General features: G+C 63.2%; 2 protein-coding genes. One reads left to right on the top strand and one right to left on the bottom strand.

Annotated features, from left to right (window positions below):
* A partial coding sequence (locus tag ACH2EH_RS11955) for an NADH-quinone oxidoreductase subunit N (protein ID WP_395141955.1) occupies positions 1-1,026 on the top strand: 1,026 nt, incomplete at its 5' end.
* Between the two features lie 21 nt (positions 1,027-1,047).
* On the opposite strand, the gene ACH2EH_RS11950 is transcribed toward ACH2EH_RS11955, so the two are convergent.
* Complete coding sequence (locus ACH2EH_RS11950) at positions 1,048-1,452, bottom strand: hypothetical protein (RefSeq protein ID WP_395141953.1); 405 nt, start codon at positions 1,450-1,452, stop codon at positions 1,048-1,050.
* Between the last annotated feature and the right edge of the window lie 158 nt (positions 1,453-1,610).

The following is a 1,610-nucleotide window of genomic DNA, read 5'->3' as shown; positions in this document are numbered from 1 at the left end:
CAGGCAACTGCGAAACACGCAGGTATGTCGCTCGCTCAGTCGCCGCTCTTTCTGGTGGGCATGGTGCTGGTGCTGGTGGGGCTGGGCTTTAAAGCATCACTTGTGCCGTTCCACGCCTATGCCCCGGATGTCTACCAGGGAGCGCCTGCACCCGTGGCGGCCTTCATGTCAGCTGCCGCAAAGATCGGCGCATTTGGCGCGCTGCTCCGGCTGCTCCAGTGCCTTGCGCAAGTGGGAGCCCAGGCGGACACGCTCCGCAGTATCCTCTGGGGAATTGCCATCGCGAGCATGCTGATCGGCAATATCATGGCGCTCCGGCAGACCAATATCCAGCGCATGCTCGCCTTTTCGTCGGTGGCGCATGCGGGCTACTTGCTTGTAGGAACCATTGCCGCGAGCCTTGTCTCCCAGGAGGGGGTTGTCCAAGGCACAGCGCTGGCTTCAGATGGGGTAGGCTTCTACCTCCTGGCCTACTCCCTGATGAATGTGGGTGCCTTTGCGGTGACGGTTTGGCTGGGGCACTCGGGTGAGGAGGAGCGAACGCAGATCGCGCACTTTGCCGGGCTGGGTAAGCGTAACCCGGTAGCGGCGGCCACGCTGACCGTGCTGCTGCTCTCGCTGGCTGGTATTCCTCTTACCGCCGGGTTCGTGGGCAAGCTCTACCTCTTCTCCGCTGCCTTCCAGGCCCAGCTCTACTGGCTGGCGGGGCTGGGGCTGGTGATCAGCGTGATCGGGGTCGCTTACTACCTCAATCTAATCGTGCAAATGTACTTCAAGGAGCCGCTCGACGACACCAACCCCGAAGTTCGGGCGGGTGCCGCCAAGACTGTCGCGGTGCTGTGCGCCGTGCTTACCCTGATTCTGGGCGTGGTTCCCTCGGGAATCCTGGGGCCATTGAAGCGGGAGTTCACCCCATCGCTGTCACTGCCCGCCACTAGCCCTGCCAGTGGCACTGCCGGAGCGCCGTCGCGCCCGGGCGGGGGCCGTCCCGGGGGGGGCAGCGGGCCGATGTCCACTACGAACTAGCTTTGCTGAGAGCCCCGGGACTCACTTGCCTTTAAAAGTGCAGTGCTCCCTGTGGACACGTGCGAACGGCGCAAAGTGCTCCTTGTGTCGGTAGCCGATAACCAGCGCGAGCGCCCCGAGGACGATCACAAGGGGCAAGCCTCTCGGATCCATAAACACATCATAGAGGGCGATATTGACCAGGATCGGCCCCAGGATGAGTAGCCCAAGCGGTGCAAGCCGTCCGCCCAGGATCAGCCCGCCCCCGACAATTTCTAGCGCCTTCACGACTTTGAGGTAGCCCGTGCTCTCCAGCAGCCCTAGAAACTGGGTCGCGCTTGCACTTGCAGGCGGTGGTAGGGGCAAAAAGTGCAGAAAGCCATTCGCCCCGAAGACGATAAAGGCGGTTCCCAGGATCGCCTTCGCCATCACCACCGGAATGCGCATGCTCTCTACCACGGGAGCCTGTCTTGCTTGTGGAAGTACCCGGCCGTGGGACCGCCCTCGGGCAAAGTCGCCAGCCAGACGCTGGTCTCCGCGCCCTCAGAAATCTCCAGCATCGCTCCCTCGCCGCCTAGCTCGGTCTTGACCCAGCCGGGGTGCGC

Origin of the sequence: Armatimonas sp. (assembly GCF_043760365.1) — a bacterium.
Lineage (GTDB): Bacteria > Armatimonadota > Armatimonadia > Armatimonadales > Armatimonadaceae > Armatimonas.
Note: the sequence above shows the minus strand (reverse complement) of the source record. Positions and strands in the feature narration are given on the sequence as shown.

Excerpts from the sequence above, each read along its gene's own strand:
- ACH2EH_RS11950 (WP_395141953.1), bottom strand. The coding sequence starts at position 1,452 with ATGCGCATTCCGGTGGTGATGGCGAAGGCGATCCTGGGAACCGCCTTT.